We start from the raw sequence: 17,525 nt of genomic DNA, 5'->3' as shown, positions 1-17,525 counted from the left end.
TCCGTTGGCATCGATGTCCCAGCCCCGTCTGCGTCTCGCAGTCCTGGCGCTGTCCACCGCCCTGCTCGGCGCCGCCGCGCCCGCCTCCGCACCCGCCGCCGCGCCCGCCTCCGCACCCGCCGTCGCGTCCGCGTCCGCGCCCGCGTCCGCACCTGCCTCCCAGCCGCCGCAGGCCGTGCACGGCGATCCTTATATCGAGACCAGTCTCTTCTTCGGTACCGCCCGCCCGGACGGTGGCCCGCCCGTCACCGACAAGCAGTTCCATGCGTTCGTCGACGAGGTCGTCACGCCCCGCTTCCCGGACGGGCTGACCATCCAGGAGGGCCAGGGCCAGTACCGGGACGCGCACGGCGTCATCGAGCATGAGCGCTCCTACGAGCTGACCTTGTTCTATCCCACGTCCAAGGCCCGCCCGAACGACCCCGCGATCGAGTACATCCGCAGCGCGTACAACAAGCGCTTCGGGCAGGAGTCCGTCGCCCGCGTCGACGACCGCGCCCGCGTCGACTTCTGACCGGTCAGGTGATCTGTCACCTGTCCCGTCAGGTGGTCGTCAGGTGGTCGTCAGGTGACCTGTCACTGCCCCGCCGTGCCGAACCAGGTCTCCGCCAGGGACTCCAGGGTCGGCTCCGGTGGGGCGGGCAGTTCCCGCAGATACCAGGGCACGTTGCTGTAGACGTGCAGGAGTGTGTGGGCGAGGAGTTCGCGAGGGGTGAAGGTCTCCCCGTACGCGCGGAAGACACGGGCGAGGAGGCGCGGGTCGCCGCGCGAGACGAAGAGGCCCACCGCGACGAAGTCATAGGCGCGGTGGCCGATCATGGCGGGCTCGAAGTCGAGGAGGCCGGTCAGCCGCCAGTCGTCGTGCTCGTCGATGGTCAGGTGCTGGCGCATGAACTCGGTGTGGAGGAGCGCCCCCGGGAGCCGGGATCCTGACGGTTGCGGGGGCAGCGGCACCGATTCGAGGAAGCCGGGAATCTGTTCCAGCCAAGGTTCGGGGAGCGCGTGAGCGCGTTGGCGGTCCACCGCCGAAGCGCGCTGGGTGTCGAGGAAGGTGTCCCAGTCGCCGGGGCCTAGGACGTCGGCGAGCGGGGCCGGGTCGAGGGCGTGCAGCGCGGCCAGGGTCTCGCCGCACTCGGTGGCGATGCGGTCCCGTTCGGCGCGGGGGATGCGCGGCCAGGTGACGGCCAGATCGGTGCCGCGCAACCGGGACATCAGGACGTAGTGCCAGCCGTTGTCGTACTCCCCGGCGTCGTGCACATAGGGGGTGGGGACGGGCAGCCGGCCCTGAATGTGGGAAAGGACGCGGGCCTCGGCAAGGCCGTCGGCCGCGCTCGCGGTGGGGAAGAGCTTGAGGACGTACCGGTCACCCACCGCGTAGACGGGCTGGGAGCCGGCCGGGAAGCGGGTGAGGGGGGCGTCGGGCAGGCCGAGTCGTGCGCAGAGGGCGGCGGCGCCCGGCCGGATCACCCGTTCGTCGGGGACGATCGCGTCCCACTCGTCGTCCGTGTCCACGCGAGGCAGCATGCGCGGACCGTATGGGCCCAACGTACGGAAGATCAACGGAATTTCGGGGCGCCCCGAGGCCGAGAGGGGCCTCCGCCTCACGGGGGAGATGGTCCCGCCCCGAGCAGGACGCCGTACGGTGGCGCGCGTTCATAGCGTGCCGGGTATGACTCCGCCACGCTATTCCCCGGGTTCTCCGCCGCCTCACACCCCGCTGCGGCGCCGCATCGCCTTCTGGGCGTACGCGGCGTTCGGCTGGCTGACGGCCTCGTTCGTCTGGCACGTCTGGATGGGGATCGACTACCGCAACGCGATGGGCGACGGCGCCACGGATCACGCTCCGCTGTGGGTCTTCCTCGCCTACGACGCGCTGATCGTCGTCATGTCCGCGGTCGGCGCGGCGCTGGCGCTGGCGACAGTCCGGCCGTGGGGCCGCCGCCTGCCGGGGCGGCTGTTGCTGCTGCCGCTCTGGTTCGGCGCGATCCTGCTGGTCGTACGGGGTGGTCCCGGCCTCGTGGAGAACATCACCACGGCCACCGGGCTCACCCCGCGCGGGCTGCTGGCCCTGGAGGAGCAGCCGATCGACGTCGGGTCCGCGGACTTCTGGACGGGGATGGTGATCAATACGTACTTCTTCGTGGGGGCAGTGCTGATGCTGCCGCTGGCGGTGCTCGCCCGGCGGGGCCGGCGGGCCGCCGGAGGCACCGGCGGCCGCCCCGTTCAGGAGAAGTCGGCGGCGTGATCCCGTGCCCACTGGGCGAACGTCCTGGCCGGGTGGCCGGTGACCCGCTCGACGGCGTCCGAGACCGGGTACGGGGGCTCGCCGACCGACTCGCCGTACAGCCGGACGAGTTCCCGCGCGGCCTCCAGTGGGAGGTGCGGCCCGGCCCACGCCTCGGCGGCCTCCTCCTCGGCGATCTGGTCGATCCGCGTCTCGCGCCCGATGGCCTGCCCGATCTCGGCGACCTGTTCCGCCACCGTCTTCGACTCCGGGCCGGTGACGACATGGGCCTTGCCCAGGTGGGCGCCCGTGCGGTCCAGGAGGGCGACGGCGGCGACATCCGCGAGATCGTCCTCGTGGACGGGGACGCCCTGCGCGCCCGGATGCGCGTCGCGCACCACGCCGAACTCGCGGATCGACGGGGCCCAGCCGAGCGCGTTGGTGGCGTAGTTGCTGCCGCGGACGAAGGTCCACTCCAGGCCGGAGTCACGGACCACGCGCTCCAGTGCGGCGTGCATCCGAGCGATGAAGTTGGTCTCGTCGGCGGGGGTATCGGTCACCGCCATCGAGGAGTTGAGGACGATACGGCCGACGCCGGCCCGCACCGCGGCGTCGGTCAGCGCCGTCGCGGCCTGCTGGCCGCCTGCGGCGAGGTTGAGAAAGAGGGCGTCGGCACCGGCCAGCAGCGACTCCAGCGCCTTCGCGTCGGTGAGGTCCGCGCGGACCGTCTCGGCGCCGGCGGGCAGCGCGGCGCGCGAGGGGTCGCGGGTCAGCGCGCGCACGGCCGCGCCCTCGCCGAGGAGCCCGCCGACAAGGCTACGGCCGATGTTGCCGGTTGCTCCGGTTACCACGATCATGAGGCCACCTTCACGGATGACGACCTTTTTCCGGCCGATGAACGAATAAGGCTGGTGGGAGGGGTAGCAGACGGGTGGGTGACGGAAGTCCAGATGACGAGCCGTATGGAGACTCGCCGCATTGAGACGCGTTGCGTTACGACGTTGCGTTACGACGTTGCGTTAAGACTCGCTCTGTTAAGACTCGTTGTGTTAAGACTCGCTGCGTTACAACTCATTGCTTCAAGAACCGTGACGGCGGGTCAGGTCATGCCCGCCCATGACGGTGATTCAGGTCACAAATATGCGGGGCCGTAGCGGGCGCGTCACCACGTGTGGTGACGGAAGATCAGATCGCCCTCAAGTAGCGGTAATTTTTCGCCAAGACCGACAGGACAACCTTCACCTATCTCGCATACCGCTGGTAAGAGTTGCGTTCAAGGGTCCCGCGCATGGTGGGATAAGCGGATGCGAACCCCCATACGCATAGCTTCACCCTCGCCCTCAGGCTCCGCTCAGCCTGGCACCGATTCCCGCGCAGCGGGCGCTCCGGACGACTCGCACAGCGACACCAGACGGCTCGAAAAGGTCAATCCCTATGCGGACCTGGCCGCCCTCGCCGACCCCGAGCCGGAGCTGGCACCCGAACCGGAATACGGCACGGAATACGGTGGCACGCACCGCCGCCGTACCTACCTCAACGAGCGCGACGGCAGCGACGATCCCCTGGGGCTGGGGCTGCGCGCGGACGACGGGGACGACGAGGCCTGGACGGCGCCGAACCACCGGCGTACGAAGCGCGGGGTCAGCCGCTTCGCCGCCGTCCCGCTCACCCTGAAACTGCTGGTCGCCGTCCTGGTGTGCACGGCATTCCTCACCCTGCTCGACCGTTTCGCCGTGTTGTACGCGCAGGACAAGACCGAGGAGAAACTGAAGCAGTCGCTGAAACTCACGGCGAAGCCGGAAGTCGACATCCAGGGATTTCCCTTCCTGACCCAGGTCTTCGACAAGCGCCTTGACCAGGTGAGCGTCACCATTCCCGACCTGGCGGCCGACCGGGTCTCGCTGGCGAAAATCGAGGCGACCGCGAACGATGTGCGGATCGAAGGCGATCTCCCCACCTCCATCAAGGGCGCCACGATCGGCAAAATGCACGGCAGCGTGCTGCTCGCCTTCGACGACATGAATCGCGAGCTGGGCGCCTCGCAGGTGAAATTCAGCGAAATGGGCCCCAATGCGGTCCGGGCCGTCGGCCGGCTGCCGATCGCCGGTCATGAATTGCGCGTACAGGCGGAGGCGCGCATTCAGCGGGCGGGTGACCGCGGCATTTCCACCGACATCAGCCGTATGCGGCTGGAGATCGGCGATGTCGCCGTCTACCGCCCCGGCACCGGCAAGGAAGAGGGCCTGCGGCTGACCCGCAAGGCCGCCGCCGAGGTCAGCCGGCAGGCCGCCAAGGTCAAGGCGATGCTGAGCATTCCGGCGATCGCGGACCGGATCGGCATTCCCAAGGCGTACATCGACCAGGCACTGCACAACGAGCAGAAGCTGCACGAGCTGACCGGGTCGCCGCGCTTCGTCGAGCAGCTGATGCAGGTCAATCTCGTCGATGTGGTGATCGACCACCCCTGGCTGCTGGAGAAGGTCGGCATCGACCCGAAGGTGCTGGGCGCGCTGACCGGGCTGACCAAGCCGCAGCTCGCGGACCGGCTGTCGCTGTCCTTCCAGCTGCCCAAGACGCCCGGCGACATCCGGCTGCGTCGTATCTCCGTCGAGCAGGACGGCATCCGCGTCGAGCTGTCGGGGTCTGACCTGCCGGTCGGGGACGCGGCCAAGAAGCAGAAGAAGGGCTAAGGAGCGGAAGGAGCGGGCGGTCCCGGCCGCTCCGGCGGTCCGGGTGGCTCCGCCGGCTCCGGCATCTCCGGCGGCGGCGTCGCCGCACCCGGCACCGTCAGTACCGCCTCGGTGCCACCGCCCGCCGCGGCCCGCAGCCGTACGTCTCCGCCCGTCTGCTCCGCCGTACGGGCCACGATCGACAGGCCCAGGCCGCTGCCCGGCAGGCTGCGCGCGGACGGCGAGCGCCAGAACCGCTCGAAGACATGCGGCAGTTCGTCCTGCGGGATGCCGGGGCCGTGGTCCCGGACGGTCAGCTCGCCGGCCGTCAGCCGGACCTGGACGGTGCCGCCGGGCGGGCTGAACTTCACCGCGTTGTCGAGCAGATTGACCACCGCGCGTTCCAGCCCGGCCGGTTCGGCCCGTACGTACCAGGGGTCGAGGTCCGCGGTGAGGGTCAGCGACGGGCCGCGCAGCCGGGCCCGGCCCAGCGCGGTGCCGACGACGTCGTGCAGCGCCACGACATCGGCCATGCCGCCGGCGGACTGCCCGGGGGCCGGCGGCCGGGACAGCTCCTGCAGATCGCCGATCAGCGCCGCCAGCTCCCCCATCTGCGCCTTCACCGACGCCAGCAGCGCCGCCTTGTCCACGGCGGGGATCGGGCGGCCGGACTGTTCGCTGCGCACCAGCAGGTCGATGTTGGTGCGGAGGGAGGTGAGCGGGGTACGCAGTTCATGGCCCGCGTCCGCGATCAGCTGCTGCTGGAGGTCGCGGGAGGCGGCCAGCGCCGCGGTCATGGAGTTGAAGGAGCGGGAGAGGCGGGCGATCTCGTCCTCGCCGTCCGCCGGGATGCGGATGGCCAAGTCCTCGGTGCGGGCGACGTGTTCGACGGCTTCGGTGAGGCGGTCGACGGGCTTGAGGCCGGCCCGGGCGACCCAGAGTCCGGCGGTCGCGGCGCCCAGCACGCCGACGCCGGCGACGACCAACAGCACCAGCGCGAGGTGGTTGAGCGGTTGGGTGACCTGGTCCATGGGCGTGGCCACGGAGATCGCGAGCGGATTGCCCGACGTGTCGGTGACCAGGCCGTGGTAGAGCATGGTCGACACCCGCATCTCGGTGCCGTTCTCGTCCTTGGCGGTGCGCACACTGGAGGTCAGCCGCCCCTCGGCCACCAGGACATCCGCCCGCTGCGCCGGGATCTCCGCCTTGTTGGGCGCCCGGCAGACATAGCCGCTCGACGACACCAGACGGACGGTGTACGGAGTGGGCTGGAAACGGAGACCGGGCCGCCCGTTGCAGTGGTCGATCAGCGCCTTCACATAGCTGTCGTCCACCTTGACGGAGCTCAGCGTCTCGTCCAGCTGCTCGGTGAGCCGGTCGCGGGTGATCAGCCAGCAGGCCGCGGCCGAGGCGGCGACCGCCACCGCCACCGCAAGGCCCACCAGCATCGCCAGCCGCGAGCGCAGCGGCAGCCGCCGGAGGCGGGGCAGGGGGCCGGTTCCGCTCGCGCTCACTCCGCTCCGCCGTCCGCCCGCAGGACGTACCCGACCCCCCGCACCGTGTGCACCAGCCGCGGCTCCCCGCCCGCTTCCGTCTTGCGGCGCAGGTACATCACATACACATCCAGGGAGTTGGAGGTGGGCTCGAAGTCGAAGCCCCACACGGCCTTCAGGATCTGCTCACGGGTGAGGACCTGGCGCGGGTGCGCGAGGAACATCTCCAGCAGGGTGAATTCGGTACGGGTCAGCTCGACCGGTCGGGTGCCCCGGGTCACCTCGCGGGTCGCCAGGTCCATCCGCAGATCGGCGAAGGACAGCGTCTCGCCCTCCTCGGGCTGCGCACCGGCCGCCGCCGCGTACGAGCTGCGGCGCAGCAGTGCCCGGATACGGGCCAGCAGCTCATCCAGCTCGAAGGGCTTGACGAGGTAGTCGTCGGCGCCGGCGTCCAGTCCCGTGACGCGGTCGCCGACCGTGTCCCGCGCGGTCAGCATCAGGATCGGCACGGTCACCCCGCTCGCCCGCAGCCGGCGGGCGGCCGTCAGCCCGTCCATCCGCGGCATCAGCACATCCAGCACGATCAGTTCCGGGTCGTACGCGGCGACCTTCTCCACCGCGTCCAGACCGTCGACGGCCTGTTCGGTCCCGTAGCCCTCGAACGCCAGCGAACGCTGCAGCGCCTCGCGGACCGCGGGCTCATCGTCGACGATCAGGATGCGGGCGGGCTGATCACCGTGCTCGGCGGGACTCATGTGCGTGGTTACCTCGGGTGTGGGACGGAACAGCTGACGGCAGGACGGCTCAAGGCGCGTCCATCAGCCTCGCACGGCCGCGCGGTCAGACGCCGCTGCTGGCGCCGTCGCTGCCGCCCCCGCGCAGCGATTCGAGGTCGGCCTTGACGGTGTTGATCGGGATGGCGAATCCGAGACCGACGCTGCCCGCGGTGCTGCTCGATGCCGAACTCGGCGAGTACATCGCGGAGTTGATGCCGACGATCTGACCCTGCATGTTGATCAGCGCGCCGCCGGAGTTGCCCGGGTTGAGCGAGGCATCGGTCTGGATGGCCTTGTAGGAGGTCTTCGACGAGCCGGTGTCGCCGTTGTACTGGTTGCCGCCGAACTCGAACGGCCAGCCGCCGCCCGGACCGTCCGGCCCCTGCTGCCCCCGGCCCTGGTCCTTGGGGACGGTGACATCGCGGTTGAGCGCGGAGACGATACCGCTGGTCACAGAGCCGGTGAGGCCCTCGGGCGAGCCGATCGCCACGACCTGGTCGCCGACCGCGAGCCGGTCGGAGTCGCCGAGCGCGGCCGCGGTCAGGCCCTTGGCGCCGTTGATCTTGATCAGCGCCAGGTCCTTGTCGGCGTCGGAACCGACGACCTTGGCGGTCTTCCTGCTGCCGTCGCTGAAGCTGACGGTGACGGTGTCCGCGCCGGCCACCACATGGTTGTTGGTGATGATCTCGCCGTCCTGGGTGATGACCACGCCGGAGCCGGTGGACTGGCCGCCGGCCGTCCGCGCGTTGATCTCCACTATGGCCGGGCTGACCGCCTTGGCCACCCCCGAGACGCCGCTGCCGCTGTTCTTGCCCGCATTGACGACCGGGGTGGCGGCGCCGCCGTCCTGCGACGCCTTGGTGGCGCCGGCGATCAGCGCCGCGCTGCCGCCGCCGATGAGCCCGGAGGCGAGCGCCACCGCCGCGATCAGCGCGATCGGACGGCGCGCCCTGCGACGCGGCTCGCGCGGGGCGGCATCCGGCATGTACGGGGGCGGCGGCGGGACCGCCCGCCCGAAGGCGTCGCCGTACGCGTACGGCCGGTCCGGGGACGTCTCATCGCCGCTTCGGCGGTAGCTCTCGGTCATGGCTATGACTGTGCGACCGCAGCATGAGAACCGTCTGAGAACGTCCTGAGAGGCCCGACAGAAGTCGGTATGCCCGGGATAAGGAAGCCGGGCGCACTGCCCGCCAGAGGCGGCCGCCGGTCAGTCTCGGCACCCGCAGGACTGCCGTACCACCAGCCGCGACGGGAACTGCCGCAGCCGCTCGCGGCGCGAGCCCACCACACGCAGCCCGTCGTCCAGCACCAGATCGACCGCGGCGCGCGCCATCGCCTCACGGTCCGAGGCGACCGTCGTCAGCGGCGGGTCGGTCAGCGCCGCCTCCTTCACGTCGTCGAAGCCCGCGACCGCCAGCCCGCCCGGCACATCGATCCGCAGCTCACGGGCGGCCCGCAGCACACCGATCGCCTGGTCGTCCGTCGCGCACATGATGGCCGGCGGCCGCTCCGGGCCCGCCAGCAGCTTCAGCGCGACCTGGTAGGCGTCGTAGCGGTTGTACGGCGCCAGGAAATAGCGCCCCTCCGTCGTCTTCCCGGACTCCTGCATCGCGCGGCGCCAGCCCTCGACGTGGTCGGTGACCGGGTCGCCGGACTTCGGGGTCTCCTCCGTACCGCCGAGGAAGGCGACGTACGGGTGGCCGTGCTCCAGCAGATGCCGGGTCGCCAGCTGCGCGCCCCAGACGTCGTCCGTCATCACCGCGACATCGTCGATGGCGTCCGGCCGGCGGTGCAGCAGCACCACCCGGGCGTCCCAGGCGTCGATCTCGGCGGCGGCGTGCTCGCTGGGGCCCTGGCTGATCAGGATCAGCCCGGACACCCGCATGCCGAGGAAGGCACGCAGATAGTGCACCTCGCGCTCGTCGAGATAGTCGGCGTTGCCGACCAGGACCATCTTCCCGCGCTCGGAGGCGGCCCGTTCGACGGCATGCGCCATCTCCGCGAAGAACGGCTGCCGGGTGTCCGGCACGATCAGGCCTATGAGGTCGGTACGGCGGGACGCCATCGCCTGGGCGACGCGGTCCGGCCGGTAGCCGAGCTCCTTGATGGCGGCGAGCACCCGCTCGCGCGTGGCCGGGGCGACCGGCCTCGGTCCGTTGTTGATGACGTAGCTGACCACGGCGGTGGATGTCCCCGCCAGCTTTGCCACGTCATCTCGCGTCACCTTGGCCACGCGCGGCAGTCTACGCGGGTGGTACTACCGCTGGGCAGGCCGAACGGGCACAGATTCTGCGCCCGCCTGCGCCGCCCTCACGGAGCCGCCACCAGCACCGGAGCCGTCCGGGGAGGACTTCGCCGCATTCGCGGCCTTGGCCGCATTCACAGCCTTGGCCGCATTCGCGGCGTCCTCCTTGGCCTGTGCCTCGGCCGCCGCCCGCTCCACCTTCTCGGGCGTCACAAAGCGGTAGCCGACGTTACGGACCGTGCCGATCAGCGACTCGTGCTCGGGGCCGAGCTTCGCGCGCAGCCGCCGTACGTGCACATCGACCGTCCGCGTACCGCCGAAGTAGTCATAGCCCCACACCTCCTGGAGGAGCTGGGCGCGGGTGAACACCCGGCCCGGGTGCTGCGCCAGGTACTTCAGCAGCTCGAACTCCTTGAAGGTCAGGTCCAGGACCCGGCCCTTCAGCTTCGCGCTGTACGTGGCCTCGTCCACCGACAGATCACCGTTGCGGATCTCCATGGGGCTGTCGTCGGTGGTGATCTGCTGGCGGCCCATCGCCAGCCGCAGCCGCGCCTCCACCTCGGCGGGTCCCGCCGTGTCCAGCAGAACATCGTCGATGCCCCAGTCCGCGGTGACGGCGGCGAGTCCGCCCTCGGTCACCACCAGCACCAGCGGACAGCCCGGTCCGGTGGACCGCAGCAGCTGGCACAGCGACCGCACCTGGGGAAGATCACGGCGGCCGTCGATCAGTATGACGTCGGCCCCTGGGGTGTCGATGAGGGCCGGGCCCTCGGCGGGGGCCACTCGCACGCTGTGCAGCAGCAGGCCGAGGGCGGGGAGCACCTCCGTCGACGGCTGGAGTGCGTTGGTCAGCAGCAGGAGCGAGCTCACTTACGACCACCTGCCCGGTACTCGGCGCGTGCTGTGTGGTCGGCGTACTCGATGTGCTTCGTCCTGTGCGGCTCGCTGTCCGGCTTGCTTCTCTTGCCCATGACGTCTGGTTCCTCCTCGGTCCCTGCGACGGGGGCACCTCCCGGCCTCGGCCGGGGGAGTCTTCTGCGGCCCTGCTTCGTACGGTGCTTCCGGCAGCGCGGCACGCGCGTAAGAAAGCACAAAAGGACCCGGGGGCTACGCTGCCCGGATCCTTCTTGCCCAGCAGAATAGCTCACCTGGGGTTCGGAGCCGAGGCCGATTTTGCACGTTCTTGTGTTCCGCTGATCACTTCGAGTGGTCAGCGGGCGTCCTCGTTGACGTACGACGACATCCGGATCGAGGTCGCACAGACCCCCCGCCGGGCCCGCCCCGAAGCGGATTTCCCCACCTCCGCCGACGCCCCTGCCCTGGTCCTCGTACACGGTTTCACCGGCGCCCCGGAAACGCCCGGCACTCCGCCGCACAGCTGCCGCGCTATCCCAGCATGCGGACGGGATCACGTTTCCTACGGCGTTTTCCGGCCAGGGGGAGCGCCGGGGGCGCACAGGGGCGTGCCCCCTGCGCACTGCTTCCTCCCCACGGTGCCGGCGGGTCAGCCGAAAGCGTGGGGGGCAGGCGAAGCTCCGGCGAATTGCGCTGCATACAGCCGCGCGTAGGCGCCGTCCACCGCCAGCAGGCTGTCGTGGGTGCCCTGTTCGACGATCGCCCCGGACTCCATCACCAGGATCAGGTCGGCGTCGCGGATCGTGGAGAGGCGGTGCGCGATGACGAAGCTGGTACGGCCGGTGCGGAGCTGGGCCATGGCGTGCTGGATCAGCACCTCGGTGCGGGTGTCGACCGAGCTGGTGGCCTCGTCGAGGACGAGGATCGCGGGCTCGGCGAGGAACGCGCGCGCGATGGTGATCAGCTGTTTCTCGCCGACCGAGACATTGCCGCCCTCCTCGTCTATGACGCTGTCGTAGCCGTCCGGGAGGGTGCGGACGAAACGGTCGACGTGGGTGGCCTTCGCCGCTTCGACGATCTTGTCCATCGAGGTGCCGGCGGGGGCGCCGTAGGCGATGTTCTCCGCGATCGTGCCGCCGAACAACCAGGTGTCCTGGAGGACCATGCCGATGTTGGAACGCAGTTCCTCGCGGGACATGGCGGCGATGTCGATGCCGTCCAGGGTGATCCGGCCGCCGCTGACCTCGTAGAACCGCATCAACAGGTTGACCAGGGTGGTCTTGCCGGCGCCGGTCGGGCCGACGATGGCGACCGTGTGGCCGGGGTGCACGGACAGTGACAGGTCCTCGATGAGCGGCTTGTCGGCCTCGTAGCGGAAGGCGACCTTCTCGAAGTCGACGCGCCCGGTGACGTGTTCGGGGCGGGCCGGCTCGGTCGCGTCCGGGACCTGCTCCTCGGCGTCCAGCAGCTCGAAGACCCGCTCGGCGGAGGCGACACCGGACTGGACCAGGTTGGCCATCGAGGCGACCTGCGTGAGCGGCTGGCTGAACTGCCGGGAGTACTGGATGAAGGCCTGGACGTCGCCGATGGAGAGGGCGCCGGAGGCCACCCGCAGACCGCCGACCACCGCGACCAGGACGTAGTTGAGGTTGCCGATGAACATCATCGCGGGCTGGATGATCCCGGAGATGAACTGCGCCTTGAAGCCGGCGGTGTAGAGGGCCTCGTTCTGCTCGCGGAACAGCTCGGCGGACTCCCGCTGGCGGCCGAAGACCTTCACCAGGGAGTGGCCGGTGTACATCTCCTCGATGTGCGCGTTGAGCTTGCCGGTCGTCTTCCACTGCTGGACGAACTGCGGCTGGGCCCGCTTGCCGACCTTGGCGGCGACGAGGACCGAGACCGGGACGGTGATCAGCGCGACCAGCGCCAGCAGCGGCGAGATCCAGAACATCATGGCGAGGACACCGAGGATGGTCAGGAGCGACGCCATGATCTGGCTCAGGGTCTGCTGAAGCGTCTGCTGGATGTTGTCGATGTCGTTGGTCGCCCGGGAGAGCACCTCACCGCGCTGCTGCTTGTCGAAGTAGCTCAGCGGCAGCCGGGCCAGCTTCTCCTCGATCTGCTCGCGCATCCGGAAGACGGTGCGCTGGACGACCCGGGTGGCGATCCTGGCCTGCACGAAGCCGAAGAGCGAGGCGGCCGCGTAGATCACCGCCACCCAGAGCAGGACCATGCCGACGGCGCCGAATTCGATGCCGTGACCGGGGACGACCGGCATCGTGCCGAGCATGTCGGCGAGCCCGCCCTGGCCGTTCGCACGCAGCTGGGCCGCGGCCTGCGCCTTGGTGATGCCCTCGGGCAGCCGGCGGCCGACGATGCCGGCCATGATCAGGTCGGTGGCATGGCCCAGGATCTTCGGTGCCACCACGCCCAGCGCCACACTCAGCACGCCGAGCACCAGCGCGGCCGAGAAGATGCCGCGTTCGGGCCGCATCTGGGCCAGCAGCCGCTTGCCGGAGCCCTTGAAGTCCATCGACTTCTCGGTGGGCTGGCCGCCCATCATCCGGGCGGGTCCCACGGCCGGGGCCGGACCCCGTGCGGGGGCTGTCCGTGAGGGCTGTGGGGCCTCGGGGGCCTCGGTCCGGGAGGCCGCTCCCTTGTCCGCGGTGGTCACGCCGCCTCCTGCTCGGTGAGCTGGGAGAGCACGATCTCCCGATAGGTCTCGTTGTCCGCCATCAGCTCGGTGTGCGTACCGGTGCCGACGACCCGTCCCTCGTCCAGGACGACGATCCGGTCGGCGCCGCGGATGGTGGACACCCGCTGCGCGACGATCACCACCGTCGCCCGGTCGGTCTCCCGGGACAGCGCGGCCCGCAGCGCCGCGTCCGTCGCGTAGTCCAGCGCGGAGAAGGAGTCGTCGAAGAGATAGATCTCGGGGCGGCGCACCAGCGCCCGCGCGATGGCCAGCCGCTGCCGCTGGCCGCCGGAGACATTGCCGCCGCCCTGCGCGACGGGGGCGTCCAGCCCGCCCTCCATCCGCTCGACGAACTCCCGCGCCTGCGCGGTCTCCAGCGCGTGCCACAGCTCCTCGTCGGTGGCGTCCGGATTGCCGTAACGCAGGTTGGTCGCGACCGTCCCGGAGAAGAGGTACGGCTTCTGGGGGACGAGGCCGATGGCGCCGGCCAGCGTCTCCTGGTCGAGGGTGCGGACGTCCTCGCCGTCCACCAGGACCGCGCCGCCGGTCGCGTCGAACAGCCGCGGTACGAGCCCGAGGAGGGTCGACTTGCCGCTGCCCGTCGAGCCGATGACGGCGGTGGTCTCGCCGGGGCGGGCGACCAGGGAAATGTCCTTGAGGACCGGCTGCTCGGCGCCGGGGAAGCGGAACTCCACGTCGCGCAGCTCCAGTTCGCCGCGCCGGCGCAGCTCGGTGACCGGGTTCCGGGGCGGGGCGACGCTGGAGTCGGTGGCCAGCACCTCCTCGATGCGTTCGGCGCAGACCTCGGCGCGCGGCAGCATCATCATCATGAACGTCGCCATCATGATCGACATGAGGATGTACATCAGATAGCTGAGGAACGCCGTCAGCGCGCCGATCTGCATGGCGCCGCTGTCGATACGCAGCCCGCCGAACCAGACGACGGCCACGCTGGAGAGGTTCACGATCAGCATGACCAGCGGGAACATCATCGACATCAGCCGGCCGGCGCGCACCGACACGTCGTACAGATCGGTGTTGGCCGCGGCGAACCGCTCCCGCTCATGACGGTCGCGGACGAATGCGCGGATGACGCGGATACCGGTGATCTGCTCGCGCAGTACGCGGTTGACGGTGTCGATGCGCTCCTGCACCCCGCGGAACAGCGGCCGCATCCGGCGCACGATCAGTGAGACGAGAATCCCGAGGACCGGGACGATGACCAGGAGAAGGCCCGACAGCGGCACATCCTGATTGAGCGCCATGATGACGCCGCCGACGCACATGATCGGCGCCGAGACCATCATCGTGAACGTCATCAGCACCAGCATCTGGACCTGCTGGACGTCATTGGTGGTGCGGGTGATCAGCGAGGGCGCGCCGAACGTGCCCATTTCCCGGGCGGAAAAGGACTGCACCCGGTCGAAGACGGCGGCGCGGATGTCCCGGCCCAGCGCCATGGCGGTGCGGGCGCCGAAATAGACGGCGCCAATGGCGCAGACGATCTGCAGCAGAGTGATGGCGGTCATGATTCCGCCGAGGCGGAGGATATAGCCCGTGTCCCCCTTCACGACACCGTTGTCAATGATGTCGGCGTTGAGGGTGGGCAAATAGAGGGTCGCCAGCGTCTGGATCAGCTGGAGAAAAACGATCAGGGATATCGAGCGCCTGTGGGGCCGCAGATGCGCCCGCGCGAGTCGGACCAACACGCATAGAGCGTATGCGAACACTTGCCTTCGGCAATCGAATTTCCGAAGCTGCCTCCGTCCCGGCGCTGAGCCTTTGCCGGAACTTGCCCGGAGCCGGAACCGCCGCCGCGTAGGCCATCATGGAGGCGGCAACGACGGGGCCTCCCGCACAGCGGCAGCCCCGGACCGACACGACGAAGAGGCCGCCGTGACAACAACTGGCACCGTGCGCTACTGGGCCGCGGCCAAAGCCGCCGCCGGCACGGCTGAGGAGCCGTACGCGGCGGCGACGCTCGCCGAGGCGCTCGACGCAGCGCGCGCCGCGCATGCCGCGAACCCCGAATTCGCGCGCGTCCTGATGCGCTGCTCTTTCCTGGTGAACGGCGATCCGGTCGGCACCCGCGACCACACGGCGGTGGCACTGGCCGAGGGCGGCACCGTCGAGGTCCTGCCGCCGTTCGCGGGAGGGTGAGCACACGATCATGAACGACAACCAGCCGCAGCCCCAGAATCCGTACGAGCCGCACGATCCGTACGCACCCCACCCACAGCAGGGGGCGTACGGCCCGCAGGCGTCGTACGGCCAGCAGCAGGAGCACTACGCCCCCTACGCGCAGCAGCCGCAGGAGCCGGTGTGGCCGGCGGCCGGCAGCCAGGGCCACTACGCCAACGACCAGTACGGGTACGACGCGTACGGGCAGCAGCCCCCGGAGCGCCCCGATACCCAGACCTGGAACACCACGACCTGGGACACCGGCATCCAGCCGCTGCCGGGACCTGCCCCGGACACGTCCGCCCCGGGCGGCGTCCCGTCGCAGCACCAGACCGCGCCGCCGCCCGAGGAGCCGTACGCCCGGCAGCACCCCGCGCAGGCCCGGCCCGCCGCGGCCGCGCCGGCCGGCGCCCGGGGAGCGGCCGCCGCCAAGCCCCCGGCCGCCGGGGCCGCGCCCCGGCCCATCTCCACCGCGCCGCTCGCGCCCAACCAGCGGGCCCGCGCCGAGGGCCGGTCGCCGATCATCCCGCCGGGCCTGAAGCCGGCCGCGCTGACCGCCGGGCTCGCCCTGCTGCTCGCGGTGACCGCGCCGCTCGGCCGTTGGGCGCTCGTTGTGCCGGTGGTGCTGCTGCAGGCGGTCACGGCCGCCGGCTGGTTCCGGCTGAACGGCATGTGGCCCGCCCGCCAGGGCATCGCGCTCGCCTTCCTCGCCGGTCTGACCACGGACATCGCGCTACTGGCCACCGACCGCGAGAACGCACCCGTCGTGGCCATCGGCACGCTCGGCGTCTGGTGTCTGTTCGTCCTCATCCTCCAGCTGCGCAACCGCAGCAGCGCCGACGAGCGGATGTACGCACTGACCGCCGGCCTCACCTCGACCGCGCTGGCGGTGCTCGCCGCCGGCCAGCTCGCGGCCGCCTCACACGCGGTGACGGTCGGCGCCGCCGCGGTCGGTGTGGCGACGCTCGCCCGCGCGCTGCCGCTGCCCTCCGCCGTCTCCGTGACCGTCGCGCTGGCGGCCGCCGTGGGCGCCGGTATCGCCGCCGGCCAGCTGACCGGCCTCGGGCCCTCCGGCGCTTTGCTGGGTCTGGCGGCCGGCGGCTGCGCCCTGACCGGCCTCCGGGTGGCCAGCTACGACTACCCGTCCCGCTTCGTCCACATGACGGCCGGGGTGGCCCTGCCGCTGACCCTCGCCGCACCGGCGGTGTACGTCCTGGGCCGCGCACTGGGCTAGGTGTATCGACCCGCAGGGTTGTCGTACGGGACTTGCTGCCCGTCTCCGGGGAGGCGAGAGATCGCGCCTTACGGAGGCGGGCAGCAGCGTTCCCGGACCGACTCGTCTAGGCTCCCCGAAAGCGCAGGCAGGGGGCCTGCACCGATCAGACGGCCGGGCTTCCGGCCGTTGTGTGGGGGTAGTGGTTCGATGCGTGCACTACGGGTGCTGCTGTTCATCGCCGTGATAGTCGTGGCGCTTCTGGTGGCCGGCGACCGGATCGCGGTGAATCTCGCCGAGGACAAGGCCGCGGACAAGATCCGCAGCAGTCAGGGGCTGGACCGGACGCCGGACGTCTCGATCAAGGGCTTTCCGTTCCTGACCCAGGTCATCGGCCGCAACCTGACCGAGGTGGACGCCGAGCTCGGTGGCGTCGAGGCCAGCGCCGACGGGCGCACGCTGCGGGTGGAGAAGCTGAGCGCCCAGTTCCACGACGTCGAGCTGGGCAGTGACTACACGTCCGTCAAGAGCGCCGCCTCGGCCACCGGCGACGCCCGGATCTCGTACACGGATCTGACCAAGGCCGCGGGCGGCGGCGTCAAGATCAGCTACGCGGGCCAGAAGAACGGCCGCAGCCAGGTCAAGATCACGCCGAATCTCCCGGTCCTCAGCTCGCTGGAGGTGACCGGCTCGCTCAGCGTCGACGGCACCACGGTCCGGCTGCGCGCCGACAGCGTCCCGATGATGTGCAAGGCGATTCCGGGTTGCGAGAGCAAGGTGCGCACCCAGACGGACCACGAGTGGAAGCTGGCGCAGTTGCCCGGCAACCTCAAGCTGGAGCGGGTGGAGACGATGCGGGACGGCATCTCGATCGCCGCCTCCGGCAAGAACGTCAAGCTCCCCGGCTGACGCCGGACCCCCGGCCGGCGAGGATTCGCGGCGGGCCGCCCCACCGGCCCGCCCGCCCCGGCCGACCTGCCCCGGCCCGCGGGCCGCAGCCCGCCCCCACCAGCACACTGTCCACTTTTTGAGACGCGGCAGTCCGTACGCCAGACCCCCCATGGGCGCACCGACTCCCCGGGACGGCAGGCGGCCACCTGCCACCCGCATCGATCCCACATCCCGGACAAACGCGTCTCGTCATTTGACACGCCGGTGACACGCCCCGTCGTCC

Annotated in this window: 15 protein-coding genes; 6 read left to right on the top strand and 9 right to left on the bottom strand. The window is 70.6% G+C overall.

All coding sequences use genetic code 11. The annotated features are described in order from the left end of the window. The first annotated feature begins 13 nt into the window (after window positions 1-13). Window positions 14-514 (top strand): DUF3574 domain-containing protein, encoded by a 501-nt coding sequence (locus AB0I10_RS14630; RefSeq protein WP_363152798.1) that lies wholly within the window; start codon window positions 14-16, stop codon window positions 512-514. Between the two features lie 62 nt (window positions 515-576). Here the strand turns inward: AB0I10_RS14630 and AB0I10_RS14625 are convergent, their stop codons facing one another. Beyond that, a complete protein-coding gene (locus tag AB0I10_RS14625) occupies window positions 577-1,524 on the bottom strand; it encodes an aminoglycoside phosphotransferase family protein (RefSeq protein WP_363152797.1) in 948 nt (315 codons plus the stop codon). Between the two features lie 145 nt (window positions 1,525-1,669). Between AB0I10_RS14625 and AB0I10_RS14620 the strand changes: the two genes are divergently transcribed. Next, window positions 1,670-2,245 (top strand): hypothetical protein, encoded by a 576-nt coding sequence (locus AB0I10_RS14620; RefSeq protein WP_363152796.1) that lies wholly within the window; start codon window positions 1,670-1,672, stop codon window positions 2,243-2,245. Here the strand turns inward: AB0I10_RS14620 and AB0I10_RS14615 are convergent. Next, window positions 2,224-3,081 (bottom strand): NAD(P)H-binding protein, encoded by an 858-nt coding sequence (locus tag AB0I10_RS14615; protein ID WP_363152795.1) that lies wholly within the window; start codon window positions 3,079-3,081, stop codon window positions 2,224-2,226. The two genes, AB0I10_RS14620 and AB0I10_RS14615, sit on opposite strands and share 22 nt — an antisense overlap. Before the next feature lie 447 nt (window positions 3,082-3,528). Between AB0I10_RS14615 and AB0I10_RS14610 the strand changes: the two genes are divergently transcribed. Continuing rightward, window positions 3,529-4,914 (top strand): DUF2993 domain-containing protein, encoded by a 1,386-nt coding sequence (locus AB0I10_RS14610; protein ID WP_363152794.1) that lies wholly within the window; start codon window positions 3,529-3,531, stop codon window positions 4,912-4,914. Here the strand turns inward: AB0I10_RS14610 and AB0I10_RS14605 are convergent. The 7 genes from AB0I10_RS14605 to AB0I10_RS14575 all read right to left on the bottom strand — a co-directional run bounded on the left by AB0I10_RS14605 (window position 4,911) and on the right by AB0I10_RS14575 (window position 14,666). Further along, window positions 4,911-6,341, bottom strand: coding sequence for a HAMP domain-containing sensor histidine kinase (locus tag AB0I10_RS14605; RefSeq protein ID WP_363152856.1), 1,431 nt, complete (start codon window positions 6,339-6,341; stop codon window positions 4,911-4,913). The genes AB0I10_RS14610 and AB0I10_RS14605 overlap by 4 nt on opposite strands. 62 nt (window positions 6,342-6,403) lie before the next feature. Next, a complete protein-coding gene (locus AB0I10_RS14600) occupies window positions 6,404-7,141 on the bottom strand; it encodes a response regulator transcription factor (RefSeq protein ID WP_363152793.1) in 738 nt (245 codons plus the stop codon). Between the two features lie 85 nt (window positions 7,142-7,226). Then, window positions 7,227-8,249 (bottom strand): trypsin-like peptidase domain-containing protein, encoded by a 1,023-nt coding sequence (locus AB0I10_RS14595; RefSeq protein ID WP_363152792.1) that lies wholly within the window; start codon window positions 8,247-8,249, stop codon window positions 7,227-7,229. Between the two features lie 120 nt (window positions 8,250-8,369). Beyond that, window positions 8,370-9,395, bottom strand: coding sequence for a LacI family DNA-binding transcriptional regulator (locus AB0I10_RS14590; protein WP_363152791.1), 1,026 nt, complete (start codon window positions 9,393-9,395; stop codon window positions 8,370-8,372). 24 nt (window positions 9,396-9,419) lie between these two features. After that, window positions 9,420-10,277: a response regulator transcription factor gene (locus AB0I10_RS14585; RefSeq protein WP_363152790.1), complete on the bottom strand. Its 858-nt coding sequence runs from the start codon at window positions 10,275-10,277 to the stop codon at window positions 9,420-9,422. Window positions 10,278-10,911: 634 nt separating this feature from the next. Then, window positions 10,912-12,822 carry an ABC transporter ATP-binding protein gene (locus AB0I10_RS14580; protein ID WP_363152855.1) on the bottom strand — a complete coding sequence of 637 codons (1,911 nt, stop codon included), beginning with the start codon at window positions 12,820-12,822 and terminating at the stop codon, window positions 10,912-10,914. A gap of 110 nt (window positions 12,823-12,932) precedes the next feature. Next, window positions 12,933-14,666: an ABC transporter ATP-binding protein gene (locus AB0I10_RS14575; RefSeq protein ID WP_363152789.1), complete on the bottom strand. Its 1,734-nt coding sequence runs from the start codon at window positions 14,664-14,666 to the stop codon at window positions 12,933-12,935. Window positions 14,667-14,871: 205 nt separating this feature from the next. On the opposite strand from AB0I10_RS14575, the gene AB0I10_RS14570 reads away from it, so the two are divergent. From AB0I10_RS14570 to AB0I10_RS14560, 3 genes are all read left to right on the top strand, one after another. After that, the gene (locus tag AB0I10_RS14570; RefSeq protein WP_363152854.1) at window positions 14,872-15,117 is read left to right on the top strand and encodes a MoaD/ThiS family protein; all 246 of its coding nucleotides are present in this window, start codon (window positions 14,872-14,874) and stop codon (window positions 15,115-15,117) included. Between the two features lie 10 nt (window positions 15,118-15,127). After that, window positions 15,128-16,372, top strand: coding sequence for a hypothetical protein (locus AB0I10_RS14565; RefSeq protein ID WP_363152788.1), 1,245 nt, complete (start codon window positions 15,128-15,130; stop codon window positions 16,370-16,372). A gap of 189 nt (window positions 16,373-16,561) precedes the next feature. Then, entirely contained in the window at window positions 16,562-17,260 is a 699-nt protein-coding gene (locus AB0I10_RS14560) for a DUF2993 domain-containing protein (RefSeq protein ID WP_363152787.1), read from the top strand. Window positions 17,261-17,525 lie beyond the last annotated feature (265 nt).

The sequence above is a fragment of the Streptomyces sp. NPDC050636 genome, from assembly GCF_040654775.1.
Taxonomy (GTDB): Bacteria; Actinomycetota; Actinomycetes; order Streptomycetales; family Streptomycetaceae; genus Streptomyces.
This window is presented reverse-complemented; position numbering and strand designations above follow the sequence as displayed.